The organism is Geobacillus sp. CX412 (genome assembly GCF_027942335.1).
In the GTDB taxonomy this organism is placed as follows: domain Bacteria; phylum Bacillota; class Bacilli; order Bacillales; family Anoxybacillaceae; genus Parageobacillus_B; species Parageobacillus_B toebii.
Genome location: NZ_CP103461.1, coordinates 3,206,322 through 3,224,211 on the forward strand (window position 1 = coordinate 3,206,322; position 17,890 = coordinate 3,224,211).

A 17,890-nucleotide genomic window follows, 5' to 3' on the forward strand; every position below is an offset into this window, starting at 1 on the left:
TATCCAACCAAACAACACTTTCTGTACTCTATATTCTATATTCACCACGATCACACATACAGCCAAACAAACAGCACATGCGTTTTATCCTTATATAGCCGCCAAGTACAATATTAGCGGCAATACCTTCGTTTATAACCTCAACCTAACACTATTAGGTAAATAACTTTTTCTTTGTGTTTGCAATATATTTAGCTGTCAAATCTCTAGTATAAACAAAAAGAAAGATGCCACAAAAGATCATTCGTATGGCACCCTCTAGTTCGCTTTAACGTTTCCATTCTCTCTCTAACATTCCATAAATAACGTGGTCAACGAAATGGTCGTAAAGCCACTCTGCTTCCCGGATCGTCCCTTCGTTTGTAAACCCTAATCGCTCAGGAATTGCCCTGCTTCGTTCATTTTCCACTGCGCAACGGATTTCCAACCGATGCAATTTCAATTCATTAAAGGCATAGTCGATACACGCTTTGCACGCTTTCGTCATTAATCCAAGCCCTTGAAACTGCTCCCCAGCCAGTAGCCAATGCTTGTTTTTTTATTCGCGCGATCAATATAATGAAGTCCAATGACTCCCGCTAATTGTCCTTTATGCCAAATCCCTGCTTCAAAGCCGTTTCCAGCGGCAAATTTCCGCAATCCCCCCGCGATAAACGCTTTCGAATCCTCTACTGTTTTTGTTGAATCCACCCACGGAAGCCACTTCCGCAAATGCGGACGGCATGAATCAACTAACGCAAATAACCGTTCTGCATCTTCCACTGTAAGCAACTTCAGCCACGATTCTTCATCCAGGCGGTGGATAAACATAGCGTCCCCCTCCCAGTTTTATAAATTTTTCCTACTATTATACCAAATCCAAATAAAAAAGCCCGCCGTTTTGGCGGACTTTTTCTATTCTCTTAAAAAGAGAAAGTATAAGATAAAGATGACAAACAACACATATAAAATCGGATGAACTTCTTTACCGCGTCCTCTTAAAATCATCGTAATTGGATAAAAGATGAATCCAACCGCAATCCCTGTCGCAATGCTATACGAAAGCGGCATCGTAATTAACGTGAAAAACGCCGGAATTGCAACTTCGAGTTTTTTCCAATCGATTTCTCCAATCGAAGATACCATTAACACACCAACAATAATCAACGCCGGGGCGGTGACAGGCGCGGTAACAACACTTAATAACGGCGAGAAAAATAGTGCCAGCAAAAACAAAATTCCTGTTACTACCGCAGAAAAACCGGAACGGCCGCCAGCCGCGACCCCTGCCGATGATTCGACATAAGAAGTCGTCGTCGATGTTCCAAGCACGGCGCCAACCATGACCGCCGTTGCATCAACAAGCAATGCTTTCCCCGCGCGAGGCAGTTTATTATCCTTTAACAGCCCTGCTTGATTCGCTACTGCTAATAGCGTCCCTGTTGCGTCAAAAAAGTCGACGATGAAGAAAGTTAACACTACCCCAAGCATTTTTAACGAGAAAATGTCCGGTAAATGCTGAAGAGCAACGCCAAATGTCGGAGAAATATCCGGAACAGCTCCGACGATTTTATCTGGTACTTTGATTAAACCAAAAATCATTCCGACAATCGCTGTAATGACCATACCGTAAAATACGCTGCCATTTACTTTTCTTACCATTAATATTATCGTCACAAACAAACCAAAAATAGCTAATAGCGTATTTCCGTCTTTTAAATCGCTTAAACCTACTAACGTCGCCGGATTATCGACAATGATTTTTGCATTTTGCAAGCCGATAAATGTGATAAATAGCCCGATTCCCGATCCAACGGCGTACTTCAACTCTACCGGAATCGCATCAATAATTTTTTCGCGGATGCCTGTTAAAGATAAAATCGTAAAAATAACCCCTGATACGAACACTCCCGCTAATGCCGTCTGCCATGGGATTTGCATATGCAAAACAACTGTGAATGCAAAGAACGCATTTAGTCCCATCCCTGGCGCTAGCGCAATCGGGTAACGAGCTAAAATCCCCATTAAAATACAACCATACGCCGCAGCAAGCGCGGTCGCGACAAATACCGCACCTTGGTCAATCCGCAGCTCATTAGGAAAATCTTTTACCGCTCCTAATGACAGGGTAAACGGGTTAACGAACAAAATGTATGCCATCGACAAAAACGTTGTAATCCCAGCGATGATCTCCGTACGGTAATTCGTGCCGAGCTCTTCAAATTGGAAATACTTTTTCACTTACTGTCCCCCCTATAAAAATAAAAACGCTTCTAGTAAGCTACCAGAAGCGTTGACTAAAGAGGGATAATGAATATAGAGAGGACAAAAAAATGCACTCTCTACCCCATTATACCTCGTAGTCAAGCTATTTACGGTAGCTTGGTAGAAACTCCCGAGCCATATTCCCGGGATTATACGACGTATTTTGACAATATTCGCGATATAGGTACATTGTATCAGCACGATCGCTTTATGTCAATGAAAAAGACGAACATTTAATGATAAATGTCCGTCTTTTGTTCGTTTTACAGAAATCATTCCCATTCAATTGTTGCCGGCGGCTTACTTGTAATATCGTATACAACTCGATTGACATGCGGCACTTCATTGACGATACGCGTAGAAATTTTCTCAAGCACTTCCCAAGGAATGCGCGCCCAATCCGCTGTCATGCCATCCACCGATGTAACAGCGCGAATGCCGACCGTATAGTCATATGTGCGGGCATCACCCATCACACCGACGCTGCGAATGTCCGGAAGCACCGTGAAATATTGCCAAATTTCCCGATCAAGTCCCGCTTTTTTAATTTCTTCCCGTAAAATCGCGTCCGATTCACGGACGATTTCTAATTTTTCTTCTGTCACTTCGCCAAGCACGCGAATGCCTAATCCTGGACCTGGGAACGGCTGCCGCCAAACAATTTCATCTGGAAGGCCTAATTCCGTTCCAAGCGCGCGTACTTCATCTTTAAACAGCGTATTAAGCGGTTCGATGAGTTTGAATTTCATATCTTCCGGCAATCCGCCGACATTATGATGAGACTTGATCGTCTGTGCTGTCGCCGTGCCGCTTTCGATAATATCCGTATAAAGCGTCCCTTGTACTAAAAACTCTATTCCTTCTAATTTTGCCGCTTCATCATCAAACACATAAATAAATTCGTTGCCGATGATTTTGCGTTTTTGTTCCGGGTCGGTTACCCCTTTTAATTTTGATAAAAAGCGCTCTTTCGCATCCACTTTAATAACGTTCATATGGAATCCTTCGCGGAATGTTTTCATGACGCTTTCCGCTTCCCCTTTGCGAAGGAGCCCGTGATCGACAAAAATACATGTGAGTTGATCGCCGATGGCGCGATGCACAAGCACAGCCGCCACGGAAGAATCGACACCGCCGCTTAACGCGCAAAGCACTTTTTTATCTCCAACAAGCTCGCGAATTTTGCGCACTTCGCTATCGATAAAGCTTTCCATTGTCCAATCGCCTTTACATTGGCACACGTCAAATACGAAATTTCTTAAAATATCGTTTCCGTAAACGGAATGGCGCACTTCTGGATGGAATTGCACCGCGTAAAACTTTTTCGCCTCATTGCTCATTGCCGCAATTGGACAAGAAGCGCTAACAGCATCTACAGTAAACCCTTCTGGCGGAGCAGTGACTAAATCGCCGTGGCTCATCCAGACCACTTGCTCGTCTGGGAGACGTTCAAAAAGGGCGGAAGCGTTCTTTACTTGAATCATTGCTTTTCCGTACTCACGATGTGTTGCTTTTTCTACTTTTCCACCCAAATGATAGGTCATTAACTGCATGCCATAACAAATTCCTAAAATCGGCAAACCAAGCTCAAAAATTTTCGGATCACACGTAAACGCATTATCATCATATACGCTGTTTGGACCGCCAGAAAAAATGATTCCTTTTACATTCATTTCTTGAATTTTTTCCGCTGTAATCGTATGTGGATGCAATTCGCTGTATACCCCAAACTCGCGAATGCGGCGAGTAATTAATTGGTTATACTGGCTTCCAAAATCTAGAACAATAATCATTTCCTGTTTTTGTTCCATGTCATCACCTCATCGCAAAATAAAAAACTAGAATCGCCCCCGACAACTATAAAGGCAAAATTCTAGTTAATTCCGCCTTCATAGTCGGGTCGTTTACGGCGACCCGGTAGAGACTCTCGGACCATATTACCGAGGATATATGAAGGTACATATGATGATTTCATTAAATTTTAATCCATTCTATCAACTCTATCTATCAGCGGTCAAGATGCCGTTTTTTTAATTAAATTTTCCCATAATTCTTTCACTTCCGCCCATTCAACCCGAACGGTTTCTTGTTGATAAATCACCTTTTCATATAACAATGTCAACTTCGTCATTTCCTTTGTTTGAAACCAATCGTCGACATATGCGGCGTATTGTCTTAGCGTTTGATCTTGTTTCCGTTTTAATCCATAATCATCCAAGTGACGGAGTAAAGAAAGATACGCTTTCGTAAATCGGTCATTCCCCCGCTTATATTTGAATAGAAACAATGTAACATACGGCCACCATTTCCGTCTCGTTTTGTACAACACCAATACACAAACAAGCAATATAGACACTACAATCGTGATACGCTTCCACGACAAAATGTCTAAAAAGCTGGCGAATGTTTCTTTCACACTTGATGAAGGAGAACGATCTTGCTCCATCACATCTTTTATAGGAACACGGCCTTGCTCGAGCCTACGCTGTCGAGGAACCGGCGCTGTTTCCGGCGTAGATTGCAAATCGGTAAACTCATATGGGTTCGCAAACCCTTGCGTTGGCTCAAACGGAACCCAGCCGATTCCGGAAAAATACACTTCCACCCATGAATGCGCATCCTTGTTCGTCACTTGATATACATTTTTTCCTTCTTCCTCTCCCAAAGTTGCTCCTTCTATTAGTTGCCCCGACGTATATCCCTTCACCCAACGTGCTGGAATACCAAGAGAACGTAGGAGCACAACCATCGAAGTGGAAAAATTATCACAATATCCTTTTTTTGTTTCAAATAAAAACTGATCGACGTAGTCATCCTTTTCCCCTGGAATAGCAACATCACTCGTTTCATACACATATCCGTTCATGTGAAAATATTGCTCAATTGCTTTTACTTGTTCATACTGTGTTTGCTTTCCTTTTACGATTTGTTTCGCCAAATCGCGCACTCGTTTCGGTACGCTTTCAGGAAGCTGCGTATATCGCTTTTTTACCCCCTCATCTTGCACTGGCGGTGCGGCGTTTAATTTATCAATGGAGAACGTCGGATATTCATAAGTAATATTATATGTCCTTAACATAATCGCATAAGCTGAACGATCAGTTGCATACATTTTTTCCGTTGCCGTGTCCAAACGAAACACAATGTCTTCAGGCGTATCTATTGTCTTTAGCCCAAGAGGGTAAACAATATGGAAATAAGGCTCCTTTATATGGATGCTAGCTGTCATCGTTTGTTTTTTCACCGATAGATTCCACCAAGAATAACCGATATCTGTATTTTTTTCAAATGTTTTTACTTGCACACTATCCGAGCTTTCCCATCCTTTTCCTGTATAAATATCTTTCGTTTCGACACGCCAATAATGCCGCTTTTGGTCTTCGGCAATAAAAACGACCGTATCATCGGCAATAAATGGACCGCCAAGCCGCGAATCATTTTGCCCATAGCCGATTTTTTTCACCTTTGCTAAAGCAGGATCATTCCGTTTTTCCTCTTGCGGGGCTGCATAGCTTCTCACAAACGCCACCGGATCCGGCCATTTAGGCGGCAGTTTGGGACTAAAATATCCGCAGATGAAAGCTAGTCCAATTAGGCATAAGCAGAAAACCGTCCATTTTCTGATTCCGCCTGCAATCGATGCCTTTTCACGCAACCGTTCTATATGCAGGAAGCTTAAGAGGAAAAAACCAAAGACGACTAAACGAATAATCGCACCGTTTCCACGAAACATGGTAAACGTATCTAGTACCGTAATGTACGTAACAGTCAGGACATAAAAGAAAAACAGCCGTTTTTGCGTAAATAGCCAATAATGCAGTAAATACGCCATCATCCATAACAAAAGAAAAAAAAGAAAGCTGCGAAACGAGTTGGTCAGTTCCGCCCAACGCATCGAAAATAAAATAGGGACGTGATCAACAATTTCCCGAACAAGCAGCTTCAGCACCTGCAGATAAGAAACATGGTAAAACAATGTGTTTAACGCACAGACCATATATGCAATCTTTATAAAAGCAGAAAGCCACACTGGAATCCGCAACAAATAAAGAAGAAAACAGACAGACACAAACCAAATGAAGACTTGCACATTCCTGGTATCAGACACCGTTTCTAGCGGAAGAAGCCATTCGATCAGCAGCCAGCAAGCCAACCCATATATAAGCAGATTCTTCCCGAGATTTTTAATTGCATTCACCATTCATCCCTGCCTTTATGCAAGGTCGTCATTATATTTCGCGGCGATACGACCACAACATGGATTCCTTTGTGGCGCAGCGCTTCCATCCAGTTCCGCTCCTCTTTCGTCAAATCATCCTTGATAAGAAACACGGTTCCCTCATGGCGGCGTGCAGACATTTCGCCTAACGTGAAAACCAGCTCTTTCTGTAAATAAGAAGTAACATAGCAAAAAGCAACGGTCGCTCTCCAGTTTGCTCTTTCATTGGAAATAACGCGCGCAAATGGCTCATGACTATCACAAGCTACTTTTGCTAAATGATAAAACAAGCGCTGTAGATGCTCCTCACCATTTCGAGCAGGAAAGATGGTGCGGTCGCTGCCAACGGATACAAGTCCTGTCTGCACCCCTTGTTTAATAGCGGCCCGCAAAAAAGAAGCAACAAATGTCACGATCTCTTCAAACAATGATGTTGGTGTACGATCAAGTACAACGATCAAATCATCCCGCTGCCGTTCTTCAAACTCTTTTGTCATCAACCGTTGCTTGCGGGCAGATGCTTTCCAATGAACCCATGAAAAGCGGTCGCCTGGCGCATATTCCCGAACCCCCACAGCCATCGTCATATCTCGATGAATCTGTAGCAAGGAAGCGGCCATTCCTTGGTCAAACTGTTGTTCCGCTTTTCGGTACATGATATCGATATAGCGAGGATATACTAAAATCGTTTCTTCTGCGAAATGGATCGAATTCTTTTCTATCAGTCCGAAAAAGTCCGTAGCGGTAAGGCGAAGCGCGGAAAATACATGTTCCCCTCGCGGCAGCTCGCGCAATTCATACGTGTAAGAAAACGTTCGTTTCCAAATAAATGGAATCGTTACTTTTGTCTGTTCCATCTTAAGTAAAGGAACATCGGCTTCCTCCATCGTCAACGCCACAAATGGAAACCAAATCGGAAAACGCACTTCGACCGTTGCCGTAAGCGAATCGCCGGCATGAAACTGCCGCTGATGAATCACTCGCCTCACAATGACGCGATGAAACGGATAGACGGCAATTGCTAGTGAATAAAGACCAAATGGAAGAAAACTATAAAACAAAAACCAACTGACAAAACCTCCCTGAAACATCGCATATGAAAAAAGGATCACAAATAAACTAAATAAACCAAAAACTTGCCGAATAAAGCGCGTTCGTTTTCTCATCCGTTTCACTACCTTTGAATTGGAACAGGAGTTCTAGCGATAATTTGGGCGACAATCTCTTCCGCTGTGAGCCCGTCAAACTTTGCTTCTGATTTAATGATCATGCGATGAGACAATACATATGGCGCTAAAAACTGCACATCATCAGGGACAACGAATTCCCGTCCGTGCATAAACGCATACGCTTGTGCCGCTTTCATCAGCGCAACAGACCCCCGCGGACTTACTCCTAGGTAAACGGACGCGTTCGAACGGCTTCGCTGCACGATGTCAACGATGTAACGCTTAATAGGATCGCTAACGTATACTTTCGTCACCTGCCGCTGCAGCTCCAGCAGCTCATCCAAAGCCATTACAGGGCGAATTCCCTCAATAGGCGGCGCTTTTTCCACTCGGCTTAATATTCCCACCTCTTCCTCAGGGGATGGATATCCCATGTTTAGCTTCAATAAAAAGCGGTCTAACTGGGCTTCCGGGAGCGGATATGTTCCTTCATATTCAATCGGGTTTTGCGTTGCCATGACGAAAAACGGACGCGGCAACGGTCTTGTCGCCCCATCCACTGTAACGCTTCCCTCTTCCATCGCTTCCAAAAGCGCCGATTGCGTTTTCGGCGACGTACGGTTGATTTCATCGGCCAGCACGATGTTCCCCATAATTGGCCCGGGCTTGTATTCAAATTGCCTCTCTCTCGGGTTATAAATAGACACACCTGTTACATCGCTCGGAAGCAAGTCAGGGGTGAATTGAATCCGCTTAAACTGCGCGTTGATCGATTTGGCCAGCGCGCGCACCAGCATCGTTTTGCCGACGCCGGGAACGTCTTCCAAAAGCACATGCCTTTGGCCAGCAGTGCAACAAGGCTTAATATCGCTACGTTTCTTTTCCCCACAATCACTTTCTCGATATTTTCTACAACTTGTTCTATCGAAGGCTGTAACATTTCTTTTACCGTCATGAATGAAGCTCCTTTACTTTTAGGATGGCAGTCATATTGTTATGATGATAAAACTTTTGGCTGTGGACATTTCATTTCCTCAATTATTTAATATTATAATAACTAATATACATAATTTTTGAAATAATTTTTATTATTAAGGAGGATGGAGATGGAAACATCAAATAGCCAAACCAACAAGAAAAAATGGACCATTATTGGTCCCGGTCTCATTGTCGCGGCTACCGGTGTCGGGGCAGGGGACCTCGTCGCCGCGCTTGTCGCCGGCACGAATTACGCTCTTGTGTTCGCATGGGCAATCATCGTTGGAGCTATCTTTAAATTTGTGTTAAATGAAGGGGTAGGACGCTGGCATTTGCTGAGCGGCAAAACCATTTTTGAAGGCTGGCAGTCGATGGGGAAATGGGCCTCCGGCTATTTTGGCGTCTATGCGCTTATTTGGGGCTTTGTATACGGCGCCGCCGGTACATCTTCGTGCGCCTTGGCGATGTCAGCGATGGTTCCGGCCATTCCTCTCTGGGCTTGGGCAATTATCCATGGAATCGCCGGGTTTGCGATCACTTGGTCGGGCCGTTTTCAGCTATTTGAGCGTGTCATGAACGTACTAGTCGGTCTCATGTTTATTACTGTAGTCGGCTCGGCCATTCTCGTTCTTCCGCAGCTGAACGGACTATGGCATACGGCCGTTCCTGACCTGCCGAAAGGATCCCTCCTTTACGCGCTCGGATTAATCGGCGGCGTCGGCGGCTCGATTACAATGGCATCATACGGCTATTGGATTCAAGAAAACGGCTGGAAAGGACCCTCCTACATTTCGCCGATGCGCTATGATTCCGCTATCGCTTACATTGTAACAGCTATTTTTACGTTGTCGCTACTTGTGCTTGGTGCCGCCTTGTTATACGGAACAGACACAAGCATCAGCGGCGAGCAAGGGCTTGTCTCCTTCGCCTCCATTATGGGCAATGAGCTGCATCCGGCAGCGCGCTGGCTGTTTTTGCTTGGATTTTGGTCTGCCTCCTTTACGTCGGTAATCGGCGTATGGAACGGAGTATCATATTTGTTCGCCGATTTTATCCGCAATGTACGAAAATTGAACATTGATAAAGAAAAACTCAATCAAACAAAAGCATTCCGCTTTTACGTCTTTTGGCTCACATTTCCACCGATGCTTTTGCATTTTATCGGCAAACCGGTTGGATTAATTATCGTCTACGGTGCGTTAGGAGCATTATTTATGCCGTTTTTGGCGATTACGCTACTGTGGCTTTTAAATTCGAAAAAAGAGCTGCCGGAAGGAAGACGCAACCATCGGCTGTCCAACTTATTGTTGATTCTTTGCCTCGTCTTGTTTGCCGTATTGGCGGTGAACGAACTGCGCAACCTTTTTGCCTGAATAAAAAAACATCCTGGAGCTGCCAGGATGTTTTTTTCTATCGTCCACATAATGATTTTTTATTGTCTTTCGTGTAACGCAAAACAAAGGAAAAGATATAGAAGACAGGCGGGGCAACTGACATATGTATTTCCCTCTCGCCTGCCTTCAAACAGTCAACCAAGACAAAAACAGTGAAAAGAACCTTTTTTACTGTTATAATAACTATATAACTATAGCCCAAATAGATAACAGGAAAGGGACCATTTGTTGTAAGAATTAGATATAAACAAAAATGGTATTTTTATCCAAAAATTTTCGACTGCTTCCTCTATAAGCAAACTACTCATCATCGACACTTCTATTCCTTCGATGACCAAATCTAAAAAAGGTCGTAGAAAGTTTATTGTTGCTCACATTTGGTAATATTAGGGTTTATTAGGTGCCATAATCCAAATGGCGCTTCAAAAACAAATAAACAATCCATAAGGAGGAATCTTTGACCATGAATATTCGAGAAATTGAACTTCCAGGAATTGGGTACAAATTTGAAATTATTACGCGAAACAAAGATAAACTTGTCATTGTGATTCATGACGATGGACGAAGAGAAATTTATCACTTTGACGCAGAGGATTATGATGAAGTCGTTAGCAGTGTGACGCTAAGCGACCAAGAAGCGAGGCAAATTGCGGGGATCATTGGAGGAATGGCATACAAACCGAAAGCACTCGAAACGGTTGAATTCGCCTTTGACGATCTAATTATCGAGTGGTTTCAAGTAGAACCGAACGCCCCTGCTGTAAATAAAAAAATTGGAGATCTTGATATTCGGAACCGCTTCGGTATCACCGTTATCGCTATCAAAAAGAAACATTCCCGAAAATCTCATAATCCGGGTCCCAATACATTGATTGAAGCCGGGGATACATTGGTCATGTCTGGAGAAAGACAACAAATAAAGGAGATCATTAATCAGCTACTATCAAATAAGGAGTGATGTAGATAAATGAACGACTTAGTATTGGAAGTGGGAACAGCGCTCGTTTTAGTTGCTATTGGATCCATCATTGCCAATAAATTAAACTTCTCCATTATCCCGTTTTTGATCATTATCGGCATGCTGGTTGGTCCTCATGCCCCCACGATTAGGATTATTGACCTCACCTTTATTGAAAGTAATGAAATTATCCAGTTTTTAGGGAGGATCGGGGTACTTTTTTTGCTGTTTTATTTGGGGCTTGAATTTTCTGTCGGCAAACTGATTAAGTCCGGAAAAAACATTGTAGTTGGTGGCACCATCTATGTCATAATGAACTTTGTTTTAGGATTGCTTTACGGCAAGGCCGTCGGAATGCCATGGATGGAAACGCTTCTGATTGCCGGGCTCCTCAGTGTATCATCAAGTGCCATCGTGGCTAAAGTGCTTGTCGATTTAAAGAGGACGGCCAATCCTGAAGAGGACGGCCAATCCTGAAACAGAGCTCATTTTAGGGATGATCCTTTTTGATGATATCTTCCTTGCCTTATTTTTGACGACGATGTCAGGTGTTTTGCTAGCTGGCTCCACCTCCCTTTTTGGAATCAGCCTATCTGTTTTCACATCTGTCGCTTATATGTTGCTATTTTTTATCATCGCTCGAAAAGGTGCCCCTCTACTGAACAAATGGTTAAATATCAAATCCGATGAAATATTTATCATCGTCATCTTTGCTACTCTCTTCTTTGTTGCCGGTTTTTCCGAAACGATTCACGTCGCTGAAGCCATCGGAGCCTTACTGCTCGGGCTTGTCTTTTCGGAGACGGAACACCGTGATCGAATCGCACATTTAGTTGTTCCATTCCGTGACTTCTTTGGAGCTATTTTTTTCTTTAGTTTCGGTTTGAGTATTGAACCGTCAACCTTAATTCATGTGTTTTGGTTATCATTAGGGGCCGTTATCGTCACTCTAATAGCAAATATCGTCGCAGGGATGATCGCTGGGAGAAGGGCTGGATTGTCCTACAAAGCCTCTACAAACATTGGTTTGACGATCACTGCGCGTGGGGAATTTTCCATTATTGTTGCGAATCTGGGGATTACAGCGGGGTTAAACCCTATATTAACTCCTTTTACCGCACTTTACGTTCTCATGCTCGCGATATTGGGGCCGCTCTTTGCCAAAGAAAGTAAAAGTATATATAAACTACTCAATAAAGTATTTAAATGGGATAAGAAGGTAATAAAAGAGAAGCAGAAGGAACGACTGGAAACTGCGGAAAAATAATAGCATCTGCAACGCCTTCTTTACCATTCGCTTACTTCAGATCCATCTCTTATTTGCTTCCCCCCCGAGTGGACGCTCAGTTACCGGACAAGCGGCAACTCAGGGACGTATTCATGCAACCGATCGGTCTAAAAGATGTTTACATTCCAAAAGAAGACCTCTCTATGCAAATACTGTAGACTCCGTTTCTTCTCTTCCCTCTATCCAAAAAGAAAAGGAACACCGGGGTCACTCCCAGTGTTCCTTGTTTTTTATAGGGATTACATCATTCCGCCCATGTCAGGCATGCCTGCGTTGCCGCCTTTGTTTTCTTCTGGTTTGTCAGCGACAACTGCTTCTGTTGTTAAGAACATAGCGGCAACAGAAGCTGCGTTTTGAAGTGCGGAACGAGTTACTTTCGTTGGGTCTACGATACCAGCTTCAATCATGTCTACCCATTCACCAGTAGCCGCGTTGAAGCCGATGCCAGGTTTTTCTGTTTTTAAGCGTTCAACAATGACAGAGCCTTCCAAACCAGCGTTTTGCGCGATTTGGCGAACTGGCTCTTCAATTGCGCGAAGAACGATTTTCACACCAGTTGCTTCATCGCCTTCTGCTTCAATCGCAGCAACTTTATTGTATACGTTCATTAATGCTGTACCACCGCCGGCTACGATACCTTCTTCCACAGCGGCACGAGTAGAGTTGAGCGCGTCTTCGATGCGTAATTTGCGTTCTTTCAATTCTGTTTCTGTAGCTGCACCAACTTTGATTACCGCTACGCCGCCAGCTAATTTTGCTAGACGTTCTTGCAATTTTTCACGATCGAATTCAGAAGTTGTTTCTTCTAATTGCGCACGAATTTGGTTGATGCGAGCTTTAATGCGTTCAGAGTCGCCAGCGCCATCTACAATTGTTGTATTTTCTTTTGTTACAACAACTTTTGAAGCGCGGCCAAGTGATGCGATTGTTGTAGATTTTAAGTCACGTCCTAGTTCTTCGGAGATAACTTCACCGCCAGTTAAGATTGCGATGTCTTCAAGCATTGCTTTACGACGATCACCGAAGCCAGGAGCTTTAACTGCTACGGCAGTGAATGTACCGCGAAGTTTGTTCACTACTAATGTCGCAAGTGCTTCGCCTTCGACATCTTCTGCGATGATTAATAATGGTTTGCCTTGTTGAACTACTTGTTCTAAGATAGGCAAGATGTCTTGGATGTTAGAGATTTTTTTGTCTGTGATTAAGATATATGGATTTTCAAGCACTGCTTCCATTTTTTCTGTATCTGTGATCATGTATGGAGATACATAACCACGGTCAAATTGCATACCTTCCACAACATCTAATTCTGTTGTGAAACCTTTCGATTCTTCTAATGTGATAACACCGTCGTTACCAACACGTTCCATTGCTTCTGCAATTAATTGGCCAACTTCTTCGTCAGCTGCAGAAATAGCCGCAACTTGAGCAATGGATTCTCTACCTTGAATTGGTTTGGAGATTGCTTTTAATTCTTCTACTGCCACAGCAACCGCTTTTTCAATACCTTTACGGATGCCCATTGGGTTTGCGCCAGCTGTAACGTTTTTCAATCCTTCGCGGATCATTGCTTGCGCTAAAACTGTTGCCGTTGTTGTACCGTCCCCAGCAACATCGTTTGTTTTGCTTGCAACTTCAGCGACAAGCTTCGCACCCATGTTTTCAAATGGATCTTCTAATTCGATTTCTTTCGCGATTGTTACACCGTCGTTTGTAATTAATGGAGAACCGAATTTTTTCTCTAATACGACGTTACGGCCTTTTGGACCTAACGTTACTTTTACCGCATCAGCTAATTTGTCCACACCACGTAACATCGCACGACGAGCTTCTTCGCTGAATTTAATTTCTTTTGCCATACCCCGTTACCTCCTTATGAAATAGAATCGTTAAGTATTTTGTTAAGTATTTTGTTAAATATTATTTTTGCATATCTATGTTATCAATGCTATATTAACCAATAACAGCTAAAATATCGCTTTCACGTAAAATTAAGTATTCTTTGCCATCATATTTTACTTCTGTACCTGCATATTTCGAGAAGATAATACGATCGCCAACTTCTACTTCTGGAGCTACACGTTCACCGCTGTCAAGCACGCGACCTTTACCAACAGCAACAACTCTGCCTTCTTGTGGTTTTTCTTTCGCAGTGTCTGGCAATACGATGCCGCTTGCAGTTTTTTCTTCTGTTTCAATCACTTCAATGACAACGCGATCACCTAATGGCTTTAACACGGAAAACAACCTCCTTGATAATAATTTTCGCCGTTCTTATTAGCACTCGTCTTAACTGAGTGCTAACACACTTATAATATTAATGAACTTCTCTTTTTTTTGCAAGTGGGAAACACCAAAAAATAATATGTTTTTTCTCGTTTCCTGCCCTTTTTAATTATTTCACATTTCCACAAACCTAAACAACAATCCATTCTTTTTTTGTCATTTTTTATAGAAGATGTGCTACAATACGGGAAGTATCACTATATTATTTTATCGGCAAAGGGGTAAGTTTCATTGAAACGACGCTACTGGTATGTCATTATTACGTATGTCATCATGCAGCTATCAGGTATTGCAGGGGTCCCATTGTTGCATTTTCTCGGTGTTGGAAAACACGCAAAAAATGACTTTGTGGCAACAGAGATCGCCTCTGGCTATTGGGCGGTTATCAGCTTTTCCATCGCCTTTCTCATCATTCTCTTTTTCTTGCGTGAAGATATAAAACAGCGGCACACCCGTTATAGCGTTCCGTTATCTGCAGCATGGATGTGGGCCATTGGCGGCGTCTTTTTAGCCTTGTTTGCCCAAAGCATTGCCGCCAATATTGAATGGCGCTTGCTCGGCATCGAGCCCGGTTCAGAAAATACAAAACGAATTGTCGAGATTATTCGAGTCACCCCCTTATTGATGGTCGTTACTTCTATCATCGGACCGATTTTAGAAGAAATTATTTTTCGCAAAATTATTTTCGGAACACTATATCAAAAATATAATTTCTTCATTTCCGCACTAGTTAGTTCTCTTTTATTTGCGGTTGTCCATATGGAGTTCGAACACCTGCTGCTGTATGCGACAATGGGATTTACCTTCGCGTTTCTTTACGCGAAAACAAAGCGTATTTTCGTTCCGATTTTTGCCCACGTCACTATGAATACGTTCGTCGTATTAATACAAACGATATTTGCGGATGAGATAGAAAAAATGATGCGGCAAACAGAACAGATACAACTCATTATTGGAGGCTTTTAGTACGATGAAAAGGTCACCATTACAATTCGCTTTTTTCTATTTTCTTATGGGCATCTTATTCACTTACTTGTCGATTCAAAGTGCGGATGAAACCATTTGGAATTTTTTCACGATCGTTCTTGCGATAATAGCTACGCTTGATTTTGGAACTGCGATACGTCTGTTAGTACTTTACTTTAAAAAATGAACCTCCCGCCGCATTCACGGGAGGTTTTCTTGTTCCGTCTGCGCCAATAGCGCTTTGCGATAAGCTATTTTCGAAATCCAAATGCTAATTTCGTATAAAACCGAAAGAGGAATCATAACAATGATTTGTGACAGCACATCCGGCGGAGTAATGATTGCCGCCAAAATCAATAAAACTAAATATGCATATTTGCGCACTTTTACTAACAACATCGGTGTAATCAAGCCAAGCCTTGTTAAAAACATTACAACTACCGGAAGCTGAAATACAATTCCAAATGGCAAGATCAGGTGAAGCAAAAATTCAAAGTATTCATTAATCCCTATCACCTGATGAATGCCGAGACGGGACGCTAAATTTTGCATAAAACGAACGACGAAAGGAAATAAGATGAAATACGCAAAACTAATGCCAGCTAAAAAGAGAAAGATCGAAATCGGAATGTAGCTTAACGTGACTCTTCGTTCCTTTTCATACAGCCCAGGACTGACAAACGCCCAAATTTGATAAAGCAGAACTGGCGCGGTAAGAACAAACGCAAGAACAAACGCAAATTGAACATAAATTTTTATTGGATCTGTTAAACGAAAGGCGTTCATCGTTAATTCCTTCGCTTCGTCCGTTCGCTGCAAATATAAAATGACGGGCTCCACGAAAAAGAAACTAGCAATAAGGGCAATGACAAAAAACGCAAGAACAATAATAAGTCGCTTTCGTAATTCTCCCAGGTGTTCGTACACCGACATTTCTTTATCGTCCATACTTCAATCATCCTAACAAATCATAATTGGTCTGGCTTTTTTTCATCCTCGTCTGTTAATCCTTTAGTGGCATCCTTAAATTCCCGCAGCGATTGACCGAGCGATTTGCCCAGCTCCGGAAGTTTTTTCGTTCCAAACAATAATAAAATAACAAGCACAATTAACAAATATTTCACTTTTCATTCTCTCCTTTATCGGCCGGATAATTTTTTAAGAAATAGACTAATGATTGCAATTCAACCGCTAAATCAATATGATGGACACGAATATGTTTCGGTACGTTCAATCGAGCGGGTGTAAAGTTTAAAATTCCTTTAATCCCTTTTTGAACGAGACGGTCCGTAATCCATTGAGCGGCAGGAGCCGGTACGGTCAAAATCGCAACAGGAATTCCTTCGTGAAGGCGATTTTCCAATTCATCCAAATGATATACTGGCACACCGCCAACTTCTTTTCCTACTTTCTTTTGATCGACATCAAATGCCATCACAATTTTTGTATTATTATTTTTTGTAAAATTATAATTTAAAAACGCTGTCCCTAAGTTCCCGACTCCAAATAACGCCACTTCGGTAATTTCATCTTGATCAAGCGTCTTGCGAAAAAAAGATAATAAATAATTGACATTATATCCGTATCCTTTTTTGCCAAGCGCACCGAAATAGGAAAAATCACGGCGAATGGTCGCGGGATCAACTTTTACTGCCTCACTTAATTCCGCAGAAGAAACTCGTTGTTTTCCTGAAGCATGTAAATTTTTCAAAAAGCGGTAATATAGTGGCAAACGTTTTGCAGTTGCTTGCGGAATTTTTGGTTGTTCATTGTTCATTCGCAAATCCCCCAACACTACTGTTTTCTCGTTGATAATGGCCTGATTTCCCACCTGATTTTTCCACTAAATAGGTTGGGCCAATCACCATCCCTTTGTCTAGCGCCTTACACATATCATACACGGTCAGTGCACAAACAGAAGCAGCCGTCAGCGCTTCCATCTCCACACCTGTACTTCCTTTTGTTTTTACCGTTACGGTGATCAGTAATTGGTAAAGCGCTTTTTCTTCCTCGACATGCCATGCAAATTGGATGTCGACACCTTTTAACATAAGAGGGTGGCACATTGGAATTAAATCAGACGTTTTTTTTGCGGCCATAATGCCGGCTACTTGCGCAACAGCAAGCACATCCCCTTTTTCAATCATGCGATTTGTCATTTTCTCGTAAATTTCTTTATTTACGGTCACGCTCGTTTGTGCTACCGCTACTCGAATGGTATCCTCTTTTTCCGTAATATCGACCATTTTTGCACGGCCTTGTTCATTAAAATGCGTAAATGATGACACACATATCTCCCCCATTTATAAACTATACACTATTTTAGACATCTGTCTTTTATCGTTTTGTTTTATTGCGATAAGAAAACAAATTACGCTACACTATTAT

Annotated in this window: 14 protein-coding genes, 3 pseudogenes and 2 riboswitches; of the genes and pseudogenes, 5 read left to right on the top strand and 12 right to left on the bottom strand. The window is 42.5% G+C overall.

The annotated features are described in order from the left end of the window. Positions 1 to 268 precede the first annotated feature (268 nt). The 6 genes and pseudogenes from NXM86_RS16660 to NXM86_RS16685 all read right to left on the bottom strand — a co-directional run bounded on the left by NXM86_RS16660 (position 269) and on the right by NXM86_RS16685 (position 8,587). Positions 269 to 810, bottom strand: a pseudogene (locus NXM86_RS16660) (GNAT family N-acetyltransferase). Between the two features lie 84 nt (positions 811 to 894). Next, complete coding sequence (locus tag NXM86_RS16665) at positions 895 to 2,220, bottom strand: solute carrier family 23 protein (protein WP_171699442.1); 1,326 nt, start codon at positions 2,218 to 2,220, stop codon at positions 895 to 897. A 99-nt stretch (positions 2,221 to 2,319) separates the two neighbouring features. Continuing rightward, positions 2,320 to 2,421: riboswitch (purine riboswitch) on the bottom strand. A 95-nt stretch (positions 2,422 to 2,516) separates the two neighbouring features. Continuing rightward, positions 2,517 to 4,055, bottom strand: a complete 1,539-nt coding sequence (gene guaA, locus NXM86_RS16670; protein ID WP_081189587.1) for a glutamine-hydrolyzing GMP synthase — start codon at positions 4,053 to 4,055, stop codon at positions 2,517 to 2,519. Positions 4,056 to 4,116: 61 nt separating this feature from the next. After that, positions 4,117 to 4,218: riboswitch (purine riboswitch) on the bottom strand. Between the two features lie 40 nt (positions 4,219 to 4,258). Then, complete coding sequence (locus NXM86_RS16675) at positions 4,259 to 6,445, bottom strand: DUF4129 domain-containing transglutaminase family protein (RefSeq protein WP_081189586.1); 2,187 nt, start codon at positions 6,443 to 6,445, stop codon at positions 4,259 to 4,261. Continuing rightward, positions 6,439 to 7,629 carry a DUF58 domain-containing protein gene (locus tag NXM86_RS16680; RefSeq protein ID WP_081189585.1) on the bottom strand — a complete coding sequence of 397 codons (1,191 nt, stop codon included), beginning with the start codon at positions 7,627 to 7,629 and terminating at the stop codon, positions 6,439 to 6,441. The genes NXM86_RS16675 and NXM86_RS16680 overlap by 7 nt, the downstream gene beginning before the upstream one ends. Before the next feature lie 8 nt (positions 7,630 to 7,637). Next, positions 7,638 to 8,587, bottom strand: a pseudogene (locus tag NXM86_RS16685) (AAA family ATPase). 151 nt (positions 8,588 to 8,738) lie between these two features. On the opposite strand from NXM86_RS16685, the gene NXM86_RS16690 reads away from it, so the two are divergent. The 3 genes and pseudogenes from NXM86_RS16690 (at position 8,739) to NXM86_RS16700 (ending at position 12,229) form a co-directional block, all read left to right on the top strand. After that, complete coding sequence (locus tag NXM86_RS16690; protein WP_081189584.1) at positions 8,739 to 9,983, top strand: Nramp family divalent metal transporter; 1,245 nt, start codon at positions 8,739 to 8,741, stop codon at positions 9,981 to 9,983. A gap of 484 nt (positions 9,984 to 10,467) precedes the next feature. Continuing rightward, positions 10,468 to 10,962 carry a cation:proton antiporter regulatory subunit gene (locus NXM86_RS16695; RefSeq protein WP_012748983.1) on the top strand — a complete coding sequence of 165 codons (495 nt, stop codon included), beginning with the start codon at positions 10,468 to 10,470 and terminating at the stop codon, positions 10,960 to 10,962. Between the two features lie 9 nt (positions 10,963 to 10,971). Further along, a pseudogene (locus NXM86_RS16700) lies at positions 10,972 to 12,229 on the top strand (cation:proton antiporter). A gap of 260 nt (positions 12,230 to 12,489) precedes the next feature. Here the strand turns inward: NXM86_RS16700 and groL are convergent. Together groL and groES are read right to left on the bottom strand one after the other, a co-directional pair. After that, positions 12,490 to 14,109 carry a chaperonin GroEL gene (gene groL / locus NXM86_RS16705; RefSeq protein WP_498958361.1) on the bottom strand — a complete coding sequence of 540 codons (1,620 nt, stop codon included), beginning with the start codon at positions 14,107 to 14,109 and terminating at the stop codon, positions 12,490 to 12,492. A gap of 94 nt (positions 14,110 to 14,203) precedes the next feature. Then, the gene (gene groES, locus NXM86_RS16710) at positions 14,204 to 14,488 is read right to left on the bottom strand and encodes a co-chaperone GroES (protein ID WP_043903404.1); all 285 of its coding nucleotides are present in this window, start codon (positions 14,486 to 14,488) and stop codon (positions 14,204 to 14,206) included. A 279-nt stretch (positions 14,489 to 14,767) separates the two neighbouring features. On the opposite strand from groES, the gene NXM86_RS16715 reads away from it, so the two are divergent. Both NXM86_RS16715 and NXM86_RS16720 read left to right on the top strand, forming a co-directional pair. Beyond that, positions 14,768 to 15,502 (top strand): CPBP family intramembrane glutamic endopeptidase, encoded by a 735-nt coding sequence (locus NXM86_RS16715; RefSeq protein ID WP_081189581.1) that lies wholly within the window; start codon positions 14,768 to 14,770, stop codon positions 15,500 to 15,502. 46 nt (positions 15,503 to 15,548) lie between these two features. Beyond that, positions 15,549 to 15,689: a YdiK family protein gene (locus tag NXM86_RS16720; protein WP_375781777.1), complete on the top strand. Its 141-nt coding sequence runs from the start codon at positions 15,549 to 15,551 to the stop codon at positions 15,687 to 15,689. Positions 15,690 to 15,703: 14 nt separating this feature from the next. On the opposite strand, the gene tatC is transcribed toward NXM86_RS16720, so the two are convergent. Genes tatC through moaC form a run of 4 tightly spaced genes read right to left on the bottom strand, consistent with a single transcriptional unit; the run spans position 15,704 to position 17,790 of the window. Continuing rightward, positions 15,704 to 16,450, bottom strand: coding sequence for a twin-arginine translocase subunit TatC (gene tatC, locus NXM86_RS16725; protein WP_081189580.1), 747 nt, complete (start codon positions 16,448 to 16,450; stop codon positions 15,704 to 15,706). A 20-nt stretch (positions 16,451 to 16,470) separates the two neighbouring features. Continuing rightward, positions 16,471 to 16,626, bottom strand: coding sequence for a twin-arginine translocase TatA/TatE family subunit (locus NXM86_RS16730; RefSeq protein ID WP_012748976.1), 156 nt, complete (start codon positions 16,624 to 16,626; stop codon positions 16,471 to 16,473). Then, positions 16,623 to 17,279: a redox-sensing transcriptional repressor Rex gene (locus NXM86_RS16735; protein ID WP_081189579.1), complete on the bottom strand. Its 657-nt coding sequence runs from the start codon at positions 17,277 to 17,279 to the stop codon at positions 16,623 to 16,625. Before NXM86_RS16735 ends, NXM86_RS16730 begins: the two co-directional genes overlap by 4 nt. Next, positions 17,269 to 17,790, bottom strand: a complete 522-nt coding sequence (moaC, locus tag NXM86_RS16740) for a cyclic pyranopterin monophosphate synthase MoaC (RefSeq protein ID WP_012748974.1) — start codon at positions 17,788 to 17,790, stop codon at positions 17,269 to 17,271. The genes NXM86_RS16735 and moaC overlap by 11 nt, the downstream gene beginning before the upstream one ends. Positions 17,791 to 17,890: the final 100 nt, after the last annotated feature.